Below are 14,733 nucleotides of genomic sequence, written 5' to 3'. Positions count from 1 at the left end.
CCATGGCTCGCATGGAGCGCTCACCCTCCTCCCTCGTCACCGGCCTGATCCTCGCGGGCGGGCGCGGTACACGCATGGGCGGCCTCGACAAGGGGCTGCAGCCGCTGCGCGGCGAACCGCTGGCGCTGCATGTCGCTAGACGCCTCGCACCGCAGGTCGGCGCGATGCTCATCAGTGCAAACCGTAACCTCGATGCCTATGCGTCGCTTGGCACGGCGTTTCAAGCGAACATCGTCAGCGACGCCAGCGGCGACTTCCCTGGCCCGCTCGCCGGCATACTGGCCGGACTGCGCGCGGCGCGCACGCCACTCGTTCTCGCGGTGCCCTGCGACGCGCCGAACCTGCCGTCCGATCTCGCCGAGTGTCTCGGCAAGGCGCTCGATGCCGCGTCAGCGGACATCGCCACCGTCATCACACGGGACGGCACCGGCCGAACCACGCTGCACCCCGTCTTCGCGTTGCTGCGCACATCGCTTGCCGACGACCTCTCAGCCCGGCTCGCGGCCGGGGAGCGCAAGGTTCGCGCGTGGTACGCGCGCCACAGGCACGTCGAAGTCGCATTTGCCGACGAGCACGCGTTTTACAATGCCAACTCCTTGCAGGAGCTCGCCGACCTCGAGCGTGCCTGATATCGAAGGTGTGGACCGGGCCAGGCATGCAGGCCGCCGGTACGCGCACCGCGCCGCCGGCCGGGCTAGCCCAAAAAGAAGGACGTTCGCGGCCAATCGCAGATAATCGCCGCGTCCAATCATCGATGACCACCTCCGAAGACATTTCCCGCTGCGTCCCCGCACATGACGCCCAGGCACTGCCGGTCGCGCAGGCGCAAGCCATCGTGCGTCGCTGGGCGCAGCCGGTCGCCACGGCGGAGCGCGTTGGATTGCGCGCCTCGCTCGACCGCGTGCTGGCCGAAGATGTGATTTCCCCGATCGACGTGCCGTCGCACGACAACGCCGCCATGGACGGCTATGCGTTCGACGGCGCCGTCCTCGCCGATCCAGCCTCCGGTCCACCGGAGCTCGAACTCGAAGTCGCCGGGCAGGCGCTGGCCGGACATGCGTTCACTGGCCACGTGGCGCGCGGTCAATGCGTGCGCATCATGACAGGCGCGCCGATTCCAGCCGGATGCGATACGGTCATCGCTCAGGAGCAAACCGTGCGCACCGGCGAGCGCATTGCCTTCGACGCACAGAAGATCTCCCGAGGCGCCAACTGCCGCCGCGCCGGCGAAGACCTGGCGCGCGGACGCGCCGCGCTCAGTGCGGGGCGTATCGTCCGCGCCGCCGATGTAGGTCTGCTTGCTTCGCTCGGCGTGGCGGAAGTCGCGGTGCATCGCCGGCTGCGCGTCGCTTTCTTTTCGACGGGCGACGAACTTCGCTCGGTAGGCGAGCCGCTCGATGCGGGATGCGTCTACGACAGCAACCGCTACACGCTCGGCGCGATGCTCGCGCGCCTGAATGTCGAGGCACTCGATCTCGGCATCGTACGCGACGAGCCGGCGGCGCTCGAAGCCGCATTGCGAAGTGCCGCGTCCTGTGCGGACGTGGTTCTGAGCTCGGGCGGCGTCTCCGTTGGCGATGCCGATTTCACGCGCCGCCTGTTCGAAACGCTGGGCGACGTGGGGTTCTGGCAACTCGCGATGCGCCCCGGACGTCCGCTCGCATTCGGCCGGCTCTGGCCCACACACCGGGACGACGATCTGCGCCCCGCGCTTTTTTTTGGCCTGCCGGGCAACCCCGTTGCCGTCATGGTGACGTTCTATCAATTCGTGCGCGAAGCGCTGCTGGCGATGTCGGGAGCGAAAGTCGACGCACCTTTGCAGTTGCGGGCGACCAGTTCGACATCGATCAAAAAACGCCCGGGCCGCACCGAATATCAGCGCGGCGTTGCGACACGCGCAGCCGACGGCACGTGGCTCGTCGCACCGACCGGCTCACAAGGCTCAGGCGTTTTGAGCTCGATGAGCCGAGCCAATTGCCTCATCGTGCTTGCGCACGAGCAAAGCGACGTCGCGGCCGGCATGCCAGTCGAGATCGTGCCCTTCGACGGCCTGATCTAATCGTCCAATCGAAAATATCGTCTCCAACGGGGCCTGCTCCACATGAAAAAACAAATCCTTTCGATCGCACCCGGTCAGACCGCCAAAGCGCTCATCCTCGTCTATCTCACCTTCAGCGTACCGATCGTGCTGCTCGGCATGCTCGTCGCGTTCATCAAGTACGGTTCCGTCGAACTGAGCACGATTTTCAGCGCGCTGCTGCTCAACGCGATCCTCGGCTTCGTACTGCTGTGGATCGCCTGCCACGCTTATAACTGGGTGGCCTCGCGTTTCGGCGGCATCGAGATCGTTCTGGCGGACGTGCCGGAAGAAGCCTGACGGCCATTGTCACGACCGCCCTCACGCGTCCGATTCCGACCCGCCCAAGTCCGCCTCGCCGAGCAAGCCCTGCGCTTCGTCTCCGGGCAAGGCTTCGACCGTGCGCAGCTTGGTACTCATGACCCGCGTACGGCGCTCGGCCGCCTCGATCGAGCGCGTCACCGTCTCCAACTGCGATTTCGTCTTTGCGAGCACGTCGCCGAACTTGCCGAATTCGGTCTTCACTGCGCCGAGCACCTGCCAGACTTCGCTCGAACGTCTTTCGATCGCAAGCGTACGGAAACCCATCTGCAGGCTGTTGAGCAATGCACTCAGCGTCGTGGGACCCGCAACCGAGACCCGGTAATCCCGCTGCAACAAGTCGGTGAGCCCGGGGCGGCGCAACACCTCGGCGTATAGCCCTTCCGTGGGCAGAAACAGTAGCGCGAAATCGGTCGTATGCGGCGGCGCCAGATATTTTTCGGCAATCGTGCGCGCCTCGTTGCGCACACGCGTCTCGAGTGCGCGCGATGCCTCCTCCACGGCCACAGGATCGGCGCGCTCCTGCGCGTCGATGAGCCGCTCGTAGTCTTCCCGCGGAAACTTCGCGTCGACGGGCAGCCAGACAGGTGCCGCGGCGCCCTCGCCGTTACCGCGCTCCGATCGTCCCGGCAGCTTGATCGCGAATTCGACCCGCTCGCCGCTTCCGGGCACCGTCGCAACGTTCTTGGCGTATTGATCCGCCGTCAGCATCTGCTCGAGCAGCGCTTCGAGCTGGACCTCTCCCCAGGTGCCGCGTGTCTTGACGTTCGTCAGCACCTTCTTGAGATCGCCCACACCGGCCGCGAGCGTCTGCATCTCGCCCAACCCCCGGTGCACCTGCTCGAGCCGATCCGATACGAGCTTGAACGATTCGCCGAGGCGCTGCTCGAGCGTCGCATGCAGCTTTTCATCGACGGTACGGCGCATCTCCTCGAGCTTCGCCGCGTTATTCGCTTCGATGTCCTTCAGGCGCGCTTCGAGCGTTGCGCGTACTTCGGCAAAACGGCGGTCGTTGGCTTCCATGAGCTGCGCCAGTTGCTGCGCGAGCGTGTCGCCAAAACGTTTGAGCGTGGCGCTTTGCTCTTCGCGAGACTGGAGCGCCTGACGTTGCAAGCTCTCGCGCATCGATTCCAGTTGCTTCGCATTCGTATCGATGAGCAACGCGAGACGCTCCGAGAACCCGTTGATCTGCTGGTTCTGAACGGCGGCGACGCTCGTCAACTGTGTCGCAAGCGTCTGCTGGAACTGCGCGAAACCGCCGCCGAGTTCCACGCGGGACAGCCGCGCCGTTTCCGCGATTTCCGAGCGCAGCTCGCGTTCGAGCCGCTCATATGCCTGCGCCTGGTGCTGCCCGGCGGCGTCGACGCGCTCCCCAAGTTCGGCGAGCGGGTCGAGGCCGGTGGCCCGCGTGAGACCACGCAGGGCCAGCGCCAGCGAAAAAGCGAGGATAAGAACCGCGATCGCGAGCGCGACGGTAAGCAGTGTCGTCATGAGCGCGCCTTCCCGAGCACTTGCGGATTGATCGGATTGGGCGGCTGCGTCGCATTCGGCCCGACGCCGAGCCCCGCTATCAGATTGTCCGCCGCGAGATTGGCCATCGCCCGGCGCGTCGTCTCGCTCGCGCTGGCAATGTGCGGCGTCAGCACCACGTTCGGCACCGCAAGCAGGCCGGGATGCACGCCCGGTTCGCCTTCGAAGACATCGAGGCCTGCGGCCGCGATGCGCCGTTCGCGCAACGCGACGGCGAGCGCCGCATCGTCGACGATCCCGCCGCGGGCGATATTCGTCAGGGTGGCCGTACGTTTCATCAGCGCGAGCTCGGCCGCGCCGATGGTATGGCGATTCTCAGGTGTGTACGGCAAGACCAGGACGACGTGATCGGCTTCACGCAGCAAATCCGCCTTCGGCCGGTACTGGGCGGCAAGCTCGGCTTCGACGTCGGGCGCGACGCGCGAGCGATTGTGATAGATGACGTGCATGTCGAAGCCGCGCGCGCGTCGAGCGAGCGCCTGACCGATGCGTCCCATGCCGATGATCCCGAGCGTCGAACCATGTATATCGACGCCGAGAAAGCCGTCATGGCGCCAGCCCTGCCATTGCCCGTCGCGCAGCCAGTGCTCGCTCTCCGTGATTCTGCGCGCCGCCGCCATCATCAGTGCCCAGCCGAAATCGGCCGTCGATTCGTTGAGTACATCGGGCGTGTTGGTGGCGAGCACGTTTGCCGCGTTGAATGCGGCGATATCGAAATTGTTGTAGCCCACCGCCATATTGGCCACCACGCGCAGGCGAGGCGCGGCGGCGAGGACGGCCGCATCGATCATGTCGCCGGCCGTCAGCGCGCCGTCCTTGTCGGCGAGCCGGCGCACGAGTTCGTCAGGCGCAAGCGCGGGGCCGTCGTTCCAATCGACCTCGAAATGCGCTTTGAGCCGCTCGACGACTTCCGGAAAGATCGGGCGCGCGACAAGAATTTTTTGCATCGGGTGTCTCCGTCACTGAGGCCGCGCGTTCGTCACGGCCCCCAAAAAAACATCCACGTCGTCAACAGGAAAACCGGTACGAGGACGATCCCCGACCAGGCAAGATACGCGAAGAAGCTGGGCATGCGTACGCCGCGCGCCTCGGCCATCGACTTCACCATGAAATTCGGTGCGTTGCCAATGTAGCTCATCGCGCCCATGAACACCGCGCCGGCTGAAATGGCCGCGAGTGTCGTCGCGCCTGACGTCGTCAGCACCTGCGCGTCGCCACCCGCAAGATTGAAGAACACGAGATAGGTCGGCGCATTGTCGAGAAACGACGACAAGAGCCCCGTGGCCCAGAAGTACATGGCGTCGATCGGCTGGCCGCGCGCATCGGTGACGAGATCGATGACAGCCGCAAACGGCCCGTGCGGCCCCGCGCGCAACATCATGATGACGGGCGCGATGGTGACGAAGATGCCGGCGAACAGCTTGGCGACTTCCTCGATCGGCGCCCAGTTGAAGGCGTTGCCGACCCGTGCCGAGCGCGGCGTGAGCGCAAGCGACGCCAGCGTCAGCGCAACGAGCAGGACATCGCGCGCCGCGTTTTGCAGCTCGAGATGGGCACCCAGTACTTCGAGCGCCAGGCCGGGCCGCCAAAGCCCGCTCGCCAGCACGGCGGCGATGACGAGCGCAAGCAGCGCGAAGTTCGCTTTGCCCTCGATGACGAGACCCCGCGTATCGGGCGAGGGATCGAGAAACGGCGAGCGCTCCTCACCTTCGCGCCGATAGAAGTAGCTGTCGAGCACATAAAAGAGCGCGAGCAGCAGGCCGCAGACGACGAGCATCGGCGCCACCAGATGCTGCGTCGTCCAAAAGAAACCGACGCCGTTCAAAAAGCCGAGAAAAAGCGGCGGGTCTCCGAGGGGCGTAAGGGAGCCGCCCGCATTGGCGACGAGAAAGATGAAGAACACGACGACATGGACGACATGCTTTCGATTGTCGTTCGCACGCAAGACCGGCCGAATGAGGAGCATCGCCGCGCCCGTCGTGCCCATGATGCTGGCAAGCAAAGTTCCGAGCGCGAGCATGACGGTATTCGTCGTGGGCGAACCGTGCAGGTTGCCGCGCACGCAAATCCCGCCGGCGATCGTATAAAGCGCCGTCAGCAGCACGATGAACGGCAGATATTCCTCGAAGAGCGCATGCGCCAAGGTTGCCAGTGCCGCCCCGCCGCCATGCGCATAGCCGAAGGGCACGACGAACAGCGCGGCCCAGGCCGCCGCGATCTTGCCGAAATGGCGATGCCATAACGCCGGTGCCACGAGCGGAGCGATCGCGATCGACAGCAAGATGCCGGCAAACGGCAATGCCCAGACGGGTGAAAGCGCCGCGCCGTCGAGCGTTGCCGCATCAGCGGGCGCTGGCAATACAACGCTTGCGAGCGCCACGACCAGCATGATCGCAAAACGACCGTCGAACGGCATGCGCGGCATCGCCGCATGTCGTGGTTTCATTGACTTCCTCTTGTGATGCGGTGTGCGGTGTGCGGTGCGCAGGACGCCCGTGGCCTGCCGACGCGTCAACGCGTCGCGAGGCCTGCCGCATACCCGGTACCGGAGCGCTCAGGCACCCCGGACGACGATCGCGTGAACGCGATAGGGACCGTGCGCGCCCAGCACGATGGTTTGCTCGATATCGCCCGTGCGCGAAGGTCCCGAAATGAAATTGACCGCGCGCGGCAACTGCCCGCGCTCCGCACGCATGAGCGCGAATGCCTCCTCATGCCCGGCAACGATGCGCGAAGCGGACACGACGGCGATATGAGTCTCGGGCAGAAGGCCCGCCGAGACCTCCATGCCGGGCCCTGAAAGCAGCGCGAGCGAGCCCGTTTCAGCCGTCGCGCAAAAGCAGCCGGTGATACCGATCAGATCGGCGTCTTGCGGTTTGCGAAACTCGATCGACAGCCCCGCCTGCGCCCACGGCAGCGGCTCCAGATCCCGCCATGCAACGGCGCGCGCCGGCAAACCGCCCGCCGTCAGATAACGCGCGGCAGCCTCGGGGACCTCGGCGAGCGTCGCCACTTCGTCGACGGTGGTGCCCATGAGACGCGCTTCCGCGATGAACCGCGCGACAAGCCCGGCGGCATCCTCGGGCATCGGAGGACGCGGCCCGGCGGGATGCCGCGCGAGATAATCGGCCGCGGCCTCGAGCTCCTCCGCCTCCGGCTGCGCCGCACGACCGCTCGCGGCACGTATGCGCGAGAGGATGTTGCGGCGGGCAGCCGTTGTATCCATGACGATTCTCCTTGGCGACATCGAATGGCCGATTATACCGATGGACTTTTTCGAGATATACCGTCCCGACGGACGAACCGGACGAAGCGCCGCAAATGAGACGATTCTCGACGATGCCGGCGAACCGCCGCGCTACTCGCCACCGACGTCGATCGGTGTCGTGATGCCGAAGACCTGTCGCAAATAAGCGATGTAGGCCTTGTCGTCGCACATGTTCTTGCCCGGCGAATCGGAGAGCTTCGCGACGGGCTGGCCATTGCAGCGGACCATCTTGATGACGATCTGCAGTGGACTGTAGCCGAGATCGTTGGTGAGATTGGTGCCGACGCCGAACGCGAGCCTGCAGCGTCCGCGAAACCGTTCATAGAGTTGCAGCACCTTGGGAATATCGAGCGCGTCCGAGAAGACGAGCACCTTGGTCTGCGGATCGCAGCGATTCTCCTCGTAGTGGCGCAGGAGCTGCTCGCCCCATTCGAAAGGATCGCCCGAATCGTGGCGCGCGCCGTCGAACAGCTTGCAGAAATACATGTCGAAGTCGCGCAGGAACGCCTGCATGCCGTAGACGTCCGACAGCGCGATGCCGAGATCGCCCCGGTACTCTTTTGCCCAGACCTCGAAACCGTAGGTCTGCGAGTCGCGCAGGCGCGGCCCGAGCGCCTGGCAGGCCTGCAAGTACTCGTGGGCCATCGTGCCGAGCGGCGTGAGACCGTGCTTTTTCGCGTAATAGACGTTGCTCGTGCCGGCAAACTGCTCGCCGATCCCGCTCATCAGCGTGAGCAGCACTTCTTCGTGCCAGCGCCGCGAGAAGCGCCGCCGCGTGCCGTAATCGGCGATCTTGCAATCGGCGAACTCGGGGCGCGCGCCGAGCAGCGCGATTTTCTCGCGCAGGCGCTCGCGACCGATCGCGTAATCGGGCTGACGCTGCGTATTGCGGAAGTAGACCTCGTTCACGATGGCCAGCACCGGAATCTCGAAGAGAATCGTGTGCAACCAGGGGCCGCTGATGCCGATGTCGATCTCGCCGTTGCGTTTGGGGGAAGGCGAAACCGAGATGTACTTCTCGTTCAGGTGAAAGAGCGCGAGAAAGTCGACGAAATCGCTTTTGATGAAGCGCATCCGGCGCAGATAGTCGAGCTCGTCCTCGCTGAACGAAACCCGGCAGAGCTGGCGGATCTCCTCGCGGATCTCTTCGACGTACGGCGTGAGATCGACGTTCGGCGTACGGCAGCGGAACCGGTATTCCACGTTCGCCGCGGGGAAATGATGCAGCACCACCTGCATCATCGTGAACTTGTAAAGATCGGTGTCGAGCAGCGAGGTAATGATCATGGAACGCACGTGCCAGAGAACCAGTCGATGGGAAACCGTATTCTTGCACTACTTTGCCCGCGAATAGCAATGCCTCGGACATCGTGCGCAACTCGAAACACTGACGCATCCGCCGCTGTCTGGCCCGCGGCGGACGCGACCGGGCGCCGATCGACGGCCGCCGTGGCGCCCGGCTCTTGCTTGCCCGGGTCATGCGCACGAAGCCGCAGCAGCTCGTCGAGCCAGAGCGCCCGCGCGAAGCTGTCGGACACGAAGCCGAAGCCGCGCGCGCCATAAACTAATCACGAATCAATCTAAAGCGGAGTCGGGGGGTTTGGCCGATCGGGCCTTTACCTTACGCTACAATATCTCGTTTGCTCGCCTGGCATCCGCTTCCCCCGATATTCCGTATGCAGGAGTTTGAATGACTCACGTTGTGACCGAAAGCTGCATCAAGTGCAAATACACCGACTGCGTGGACGTCTGTCCGGTCGACTGCTTTCGCGAAGGTCCCAACTTCCTCGCGATCGATCCCGATGAATGCATCGACTGCGCCGTGTGCGTGGCCGAATGCCCGGTGAATGCGATCTACGCCGAGGAAGACGTCCCCGGCGATCAGCAGCAGTTCATCGAACTGAATTCCGAGCTTGCCAAAGGCTGGCCGAGCATTACGAAGACCAAAGGCGCACTGCCCGAAGCCGATCAGTGGAAAGACGTCACGGAAAAGCTGAGCCAGCTCGAACGATAACGCGTCGGAACGCTCGCCCGATGCGCCGGTTCGTGCGCGCGCCGGCGTGTTCGTCTCCGGCGCCGCAGGCCCCGCTCCTCGCGCGGCTTGCACGGCTTTGCCCCAGATGGCAGTCCCTGCTTGGAGCACCCCGGGGTATTGACAGTACCCGCATCACCCCATAGAATCTCGCTTCTCTGCTGTTGTTCCCCGATAGCTCAGTCGGTAGAGCGCCGGACTGTTAATCCGTAGGTCCCTGGTTCGAGCCCAGGTCGGGGAGCCAAAGAATGCACGCGAAGAGCCCGTTCTCAAGACGGGCTCTTTTGCATCGAGCTCGTTCGATTCAGCACCCAGTCTTTTCCCCGATAGCTCAGTCGGTAGAGCGCCGGACTGTTAATCCGTAGGTCCCTGGTTCGAGCCCAGGTCGGGGAGCCAAACACGCGCAGACAAGCGAAAGGCCCGCCCATCCGGCGGGCCTTTCGCTTTGGCGGTCCCATGCGCCTTCGCCACCTGTGGTACCGTTTTGAGATGATGCTCGCCCCCTCCCAGCGAGCTTTTTAGCGGCTCGCGCGCGCTTTTTCATCGATGCCCATGACTTTGTCCCGCTTTCGCGACTCAGCCCGCTACTGGCGCACGCCGCTCGTGCCCGGAGCCGAGATGCTGACTGCCGAGTACCGCGAGCACACGTTCGCGCCGCACTGGCACGAGGCGTACACCGTGGCGGTCATCGAGGCGGGCGCCGAAGGCTACGACTATCGCGGGGCCCATCATGTCGCCGATGCCGGCACGGTACCCGTCATCAATCCGGGCGAGGTTCACACCGGCTCGCGCGCGGTCGAGGCTGGCTGGCGCTACCGTGTGCTGTATGTGCCGATCGACTATGTCGAACGCCTCGCCGAACAGGTTGCGAACAAGCGGCAGGCGATGCCGTGGTTTCCGCTCGAGCCGATACGCGATACCGATCTGGCCGTGCGCATTGCGCGCGCGCATCGTCTGCTGGAGAACGGTGCGGATCCGCTTGCCGCCGAGATCGCCCTTCTCGACGCGTTCACGACGCTCGTCACGCGCCATGCGCAAGCGCGGCCCGATGCCGCACTCGCCGGCATCGATCATCCGCGCGTCGCCGCGATGCAGGCGCGGCTTGCTGCCGATCTAACGGAATCGCTGAGCCTCACCGAACTCGCGAGCGAAGTCGGGCTTTCCGCGTTCCACGCGGCGCGCCTGTTCGCGCGCGCGACAGGCCTGCCACCGCACGCATGGCGCAACCAGCTCCGGCTGCAACGCGCGCTCGCCCCGTTGCGGGCCGGCGTGCCCGTCACCGAAGTCGCCGCCGCAAGCGGGTTCACGGACCAAAGCCACTTCACCCGGCACTTCCGGCGCATGTTCGGCGTGCCGCCGGGCCGCTGGCAGACGAGCTGAACGCTCCCTCGCCGCGGTCCGGGGCCGCCTGCGTAAGCGCCCGGGGCAAGAACCCAGAGCAAGAACATACAAGCTCCTTTTCCTACGCACGGCTAAGCTCGTGGGAAAAGGAGGATTCGGCAGTGAACCCACGCACTTCGCTCAACGAATTTGCCGACGGCGCGCGCGACATGGTCCCGATGATGGTCGGGGCGGCGCCGTTCGGCGTCATCTTCGGCACGCTCGTGAGCTCCGGCCCGCTGCATCCGTGGCAGGGCCAGCTGATGTCGCTGACGGTATTCGCCGGCTCGGCCCAGTTCATCGCGCTCGGCCTGATCGCCGGTCATGCCGGGCTCGCCGTGGTATGGGCGACCACGTTCATCGTCAATCTGCGCCACCTGCTCTACAGCGCGACGCTCGCACCGTATGTCGCCAAGCTGCCGGCGCGCTGGCGATGGGCGCTTGCGGCAGTCCTGACCGACGAGGTCTTCGCCGTCGCCTACGCGCACTACCGTCACGCCCCGCCCGGGGCGATCGGCCCGCATTACTTCCTCGGCGCCGGGGTCGCCATGTACGTGAACTGGCAGATCTGGACCCTCGTCGGACTGCTGTTCGGGGCCGCGTTTCCGCGTCTTCAATCGATGGGCCTCGATTTCGCCATGGTCGCCACCTTCATTGCGATCGTCGTGCCGCAGCTCGTCGCCCTGCGCTTCATCGCGGCCGCACTGATGGCCGGCGTACTCGCCCTCGCCTGCGCCGCATGGCCCTACAAGCTCGGGTTGCTCGCGGCCGTGGCGGGGGGTGTCGCCGTCGGCGTCGTGCTTTCGCGTCCATGGGCCCGCCGGCCGGCGCATGCGGAGGCCACCCGATGAACGCGGTCGTCCTCATCCTCGGCATGGCCGTCATTACGTGCCTGATCCGGGCCACGCTCTTCGTACTCGGCGAGCGCGTTACGTTCCCGCCGCTCGTGCGCACCGCGCTCGGCTTCGTGCCCGTTACCGTCCTGACGGCCATCATCGTACCGATGGCCGTGGCGCCGCATGGCGGGCAGCCGGAGCTCACCTGGCGCAACCCGCAGCTCGTCGGCGCACTGGCCGCCTGCGTCGTATCGGCCACCACGCGCAGACCGCTCGTCACGATCGCGGCCGGGCTCATCGTGTTCTTCGCCTGGCAATGGCTCGTCGCGCACTGATCCGGTGCACGAAAACCGCCTCAAGTTCCGGCTCGCGCGGCCGATAAACAGACGAAACGCGTGCGCCGGACAGCAGCCGGACTGCACGCATCGTACTGGGGTACATCGACGCCGCGTGGAATTGGCGGATTGCGCACGCGCCCGCACCCGGCCGCGAGGCGAAGCGCACGGCATGCCGATGTCCCGCCCGCGCGTCGGCGCCGGCGCACACGCACGGACGAGCTATCAGGACATGCCATGGGTCAGATCACCCTTTCTCTTCGAGATGAGACCATCGCCTCGCTGCACAAGGACTTCGAAGCCTTCGTGCGCGTGTCGCTGAAGCTCGACCCGCAATTCGCGACGCCGTCGTTCGAGGATTTCCTGCGCGCGAAGCTGCTCGACAACATGGTGCCGCTCACCGAGCACGCCGTGCAGCGCATGCTTCAGGGCGGTCAATACGCATGGGCCAAGCGCACGCTCGACAAGGAATTCCCCGACGTCGTCGGCATCCTCGTGCGACAAGCCGAGGAGTTCGGCTTCGCATTCGCTTACCGCTCGCAATGGACGCCGGAGGAGCTGGCCAAAGCCTGCCGCGACTGGGCCGCGGCCATCGTCAAGGAAGCCGGCGGCGACGCGGGGCTCGTCGATCCGCTCTCGGCGCAAATCAAATCGTCGGCCAAGGACATCCTGGCGCTCGAAGAAAAAATGCAGACGCCCGCCTGGCGTCTGGCGGAATCGCTGCGCCAGCGCGTCTACGAGGCCAAGATCGCCTGCGAGACGAGCGTCGGCAGCACCGCGCGCGAGAAACTCGGAGAGCTACGCGGTCTGCTCAAGCTGGGGCTCGCGCACGGTTCGTTCCAAAAGCAGGAAGCTCAGCAGATCATGGAATTCCTGCGCCTGCTCAAGCCCGAAATCTTTGTCGAAGAGCCGTACGACATTTTTTCGCGCATGGCAGTCTGGCTGCGCAATTTCTTTATGCCACCCGCGCAGCAGCCGCGCGCCCAGGAGCGCCGCCAGCGCTAGCGGAGCGGGCCCGCGCGCCCGGCATTGCATGAATACCGTCCGGGCCGGCCGACGCGAATCGGACTTGTCCTATTCCCGCACCCCGCTACTTGGCTTATGATGCGTGCCCTGTCTTCCCTCGGTGCGCGCATTTGCCATGGCCAACCTCAATTTCACGCTCACCGGCGAATACGTCGAATTGCACAACCTGCTCAAGCTGACGGGGCTGGCCGATAGCGGCGGCTCGGCGAAGATGCTCGTCGCGTCGGGCGCCGTCAAGGTCGATGGCCGCCCCGAGCTGCGCAAGACGTGCAAGATTCGCGCAGGCCAGGTCGTCATGTTGGGCGATACACGGATCGCCGTGCTCGAAGCGCCGTGAACCGTTCGCGCCGCTTGTAAGCGGCGCGGGTACCGCCCCGCCGTTCGCCGCCATGCGTTGCACCTGCCGCGGACAGGGGCATCCATCGACACACACGCCGCAACGCAATAAGCTTTCCGTTCTTTCGACCCAATCCGTCGCCCGTCTATCGCAGCCGCTTTGGCTGGCGCTTTGCGCCTTCGATTTCTCATGTCGCACTCAGGTCTTTCGCACGCCGCCGGCGCGCCACCCACATTCTCCCGCCACGCAGCCGAAACAGCCCGGCTGGCGGCGCCGCTCGCAATCTCTCAGCTCTCGCAAATGGCGATGGGCGTGACCGACACCATCCTGCTGGGCTCGCTCGGGGCAGACGCACTCGCGGCCGGCGGCCTCGGCGCCGGCATCTTCTTTGTCGTCGTGACGCTGTTGCAAGGGGTGCTCACTTCGGTCAGCGTCACCGTTGCCAACGCGCGCGGCGCCCAGGCCGACGATCGCGTGCCGCATATTTATTGGACCGGCCTCGTACTGTCCGCCCTGCTCGCGGTGCCGGCGTTCGTTCTACTGTCGTTCAGCCAGCCTATCCTGCTGGCATTCGGCGAACCGGCCGCGCTCGCGCGCGACGTCGGTGCCTACACCGGCGTGCTGCGCTGGGCATCGCTCGGCAGTCTCATCGGCATCGGCATGATGCGCGCCTTCTTGCCGGCCATCGGCGCGGCCAAACGGCTGCTCTGGATATCGATTGCCAGTGTCGGTGTCAACGCGGTGCTCAACTACGGTCTCATTCACGGCGCCTACGGATTGCCGCGGCTCGGCTTGCTGGGCTCCGCGGCGGCTACGTCGATCACCGTCTGGGCCACCGCGCTGGCGCTCGTCATCTTGCTGCACGGCCGCCGGCGCTACCGCCACTTCGTCAGCGCCGCGCGCCCCAACATGCCGCTCATGGGCGAGCTCTTCGGCATCGGCTGGCCGGTGGCGATCACCTACGGTGTCGAGTCGATGCTCTTTCTGGGCACCGGTCTCATGATCGGCCTGCTCGGCGAGACGCAGCTCGCCGCGCATCAGATCGCGCTCAACGTGGCCTCTGTTTCGTTCATGGTGCCCCTCGCGATCGGCCAGGCCGCCAATGTTCGCGTCGGCTACTGGCTCGGCGCCGGGCAACCTGTCGCCGCGCGGCACGCGGGCTTCGTCGCGCTCGGTCTCGGCATCGCGTTCATGTCGCTCTCCGGACTCGTCTTGATCGTCGCGCCGCGCGCCATCGTCGGGCTCTACCTGCGACTCGACGATCCGGCCAACGCCCCGACGGCGGCCATCGCGGCGTCGCTGCTCGGCGTGGCGGCGGTCTTCCAGATCGTCGACGGCATGCAGACGATCGGTTCCGGGTGCTTGCGCGGCTTGAAAGACACGCGCATCCCCATGCTTGCCGCCGCGTTCGGCTATTGGGGCGTCGGCTTTCCAACCGGTTATGTGCTTGCATTCCATGCCGGCCTCGGCGCGCGCGGATTGTGGTGGGGACTCGCCGCCGGGCTCGCGAGCGTCGCGCTTCTCATGACACTGCGCTTTCACCGCATGACGCGCGCGGCGCCGCCCCGACAGCCAACGACGCAAGGCTGAA

General features: G+C 65.5%; 15 protein-coding genes and 2 tRNA genes. 12 read left to right on the top strand and 5 right to left on the bottom strand.

Features of this window, described 5'->3' with window-relative positions; all coding sequences use genetic code 11:
* The first annotated feature begins 2 nt into the window (after window positions 1–2).
* The 3 genes from mobA (at window position 3) to ACO1XS_RS24250 (ending at window position 2,377) form a co-directional block, all read left to right on the top strand.
* A complete protein-coding gene (mobA, locus tag ACO1XS_RS24260; RefSeq protein ID WP_414720342.1) occupies window positions 3–629 on the top strand; it encodes a molybdenum cofactor guanylyltransferase MobA in 627 nt (208 codons plus the stop codon).
* Window positions 630–754: 125 nt separating this feature from the next.
* The gene (moeA, locus tag ACO1XS_RS24255) at window positions 755–2,059 is read left to right on the top strand and encodes a molybdopterin molybdotransferase MoeA (protein ID WP_486391896.1); all 1,305 of its coding nucleotides are present in this window, start codon (window positions 755–757) and stop codon (window positions 2,057–2,059) included.
* A 42-nt stretch (window positions 2,060–2,101) separates the two neighbouring features.
* Window positions 2,102–2,377, top strand: a complete 276-nt coding sequence (locus ACO1XS_RS24250; protein WP_173258395.1) for a hypothetical protein — start codon at window positions 2,102–2,104, stop codon at window positions 2,375–2,377.
* Between the two features lie 21 nt (window positions 2,378–2,398).
* Here ACO1XS_RS24250 and ACO1XS_RS24245 read toward each other — a convergent pair whose 3' ends face one another.
* The 5 genes from ACO1XS_RS24245 to pncB all read right to left on the bottom strand — a co-directional run bounded on the left by ACO1XS_RS24245 (window position 2,399) and on the right by pncB (window position 8,483).
* Window positions 2,399–3,889, bottom strand: coding sequence for a DNA recombination protein RmuC (locus ACO1XS_RS24245; RefSeq protein WP_486391895.1), 1,491 nt, complete (start codon window positions 3,887–3,889; stop codon window positions 2,399–2,401).
* Entirely contained in the window at window positions 3,886–4,875 is a 990-nt protein-coding gene (locus ACO1XS_RS24240; RefSeq protein ID WP_331574028.1) for a 2-hydroxyacid dehydrogenase, read from the bottom strand. Before ACO1XS_RS24240 ends, ACO1XS_RS24245 begins: the two co-directional genes overlap by 4 nt.
* A gap of 32 nt (window positions 4,876–4,907) precedes the next feature.
* A complete protein-coding gene (locus ACO1XS_RS24235; protein WP_414720343.1) occupies window positions 4,908–6,344 on the bottom strand; it encodes a sodium:proton antiporter in 1,437 nt (478 codons plus the stop codon).
* 138 nt (window positions 6,345–6,482) lie between these two features.
* Window positions 6,483–7,154 (bottom strand): LutC/YkgG family protein, encoded by a 672-nt coding sequence (locus ACO1XS_RS24230; protein ID WP_486391894.1) that lies wholly within the window; start codon window positions 7,152–7,154, stop codon window positions 6,483–6,485.
* A gap of 132 nt (window positions 7,155–7,286) precedes the next feature.
* Complete coding sequence (pncB, locus tag ACO1XS_RS24225; RefSeq protein WP_486391893.1) at window positions 7,287–8,483, bottom strand: nicotinate phosphoribosyltransferase; 1,197 nt, start codon at window positions 8,481–8,483, stop codon at window positions 7,287–7,289.
* Between the two features lie 403 nt (window positions 8,484–8,886).
* On the opposite strand from pncB, the gene fdxA reads away from it, so the two are divergent.
* The 9 genes from fdxA to ACO1XS_RS24180 all read left to right on the top strand — a co-directional run bounded on the left by fdxA (window position 8,887) and on the right by ACO1XS_RS24180 (window position 14,732).
* Window positions 8,887–9,210 carry a ferredoxin FdxA gene (gene fdxA, locus ACO1XS_RS24220; protein ID WP_331574034.1) on the top strand — a complete coding sequence of 108 codons (324 nt, stop codon included), beginning with the start codon at window positions 8,887–8,889 and terminating at the stop codon, window positions 9,208–9,210.
* 186 nt (window positions 9,211–9,396) lie between these two features.
* Window positions 9,397–9,472 (top strand) — tRNA-Asn (locus ACO1XS_RS24215).
* Window positions 9,473–9,548: 76 nt separating this feature from the next.
* Window positions 9,549–9,624: transfer RNA gene (locus ACO1XS_RS24210), tRNA-Asn, on the top strand.
* Between the two features lie 156 nt (window positions 9,625–9,780).
* Entirely contained in the window at window positions 9,781–10,608 is an 828-nt protein-coding gene (locus ACO1XS_RS24205) for a helix-turn-helix transcriptional regulator (protein ID WP_331574036.1), read from the top strand.
* Between the two features lie 170 nt (window positions 10,609–10,778).
* Entirely contained in the window at window positions 10,779–11,459 is a 681-nt protein-coding gene (locus ACO1XS_RS24200; RefSeq protein ID WP_331574098.1) for an AzlC family ABC transporter permease, read from the top strand.
* Complete coding sequence (locus ACO1XS_RS24195; protein ID WP_331574038.1) at window positions 11,456–11,779, top strand: AzlD domain-containing protein; 324 nt, start codon at window positions 11,456–11,458, stop codon at window positions 11,777–11,779. The genes ACO1XS_RS24200 and ACO1XS_RS24195 overlap by 4 nt, the downstream gene beginning before the upstream one ends.
* A gap of 237 nt (window positions 11,780–12,016) precedes the next feature.
* Window positions 12,017–12,784, top strand: a complete 768-nt coding sequence (locus ACO1XS_RS24190) for a DUF4088 domain-containing protein (RefSeq protein WP_440561810.1) — start codon at window positions 12,017–12,019, stop codon at window positions 12,782–12,784.
* A 136-nt stretch (window positions 12,785–12,920) separates the two neighbouring features.
* A complete protein-coding gene (locus tag ACO1XS_RS24185; protein ID WP_331574042.1) occupies window positions 12,921–13,142 on the top strand; it encodes an RNA-binding S4 domain-containing protein in 222 nt (73 codons plus the stop codon).
* A 189-nt stretch (window positions 13,143–13,331) separates the two neighbouring features.
* A complete protein-coding gene (locus tag ACO1XS_RS24180) occupies window positions 13,332–14,732 on the top strand; it encodes an MATE family efflux transporter (RefSeq protein WP_440561808.1) in 1,401 nt (466 codons plus the stop codon).
* The last annotated feature ends 1 nt before the right edge of the window (window position 14,733 follow it).

This window comes from Trinickia sp. (assembly GCF_057351765.1).
Note: the sequence above shows the minus strand (reverse complement) of the source record. Positions and strands in the feature narration are given on the sequence as shown.